This window comes from Variovorax defluvii, from assembly GCF_039541515.1.
Lineage (GTDB): Bacteria > Pseudomonadota > Gammaproteobacteria > Burkholderiales > Burkholderiaceae_C > Variovorax > Variovorax defluvii.
This window is the reverse complement of sequence record NZ_BAABGJ010000036.1, coordinates 1-270: the sequence shown is the minus strand read 5'-3', so window position 1 is coordinate 270 and position 270 is coordinate 1.

Genomic DNA, 270 nt, shown 5'->3' with positions numbered 1-270 from the left:
TCCTTCGGCAGGCGTGCGGGCCGGATGCACTGCGCTCCTCGGCACGCGCAGAGGGGATGGAACTCCAACGCGCCATGGCGCGTACTTGTGTGGGGTGTGGTGGAGTCAGTGCAGTGGATCTCCACGCACGTTGCGCCAGCTCATGCGCCGGGGACTTCGCCAACTGCAGCAAGCCATAGCTTGCGACACTCTCTGCGAAGCGCAGCGAGCCGTTGGTGGCCGAGCGCAGCGATGGCCCGACCCACTCCCCTCTGTGCGCGCCGAGGAGCG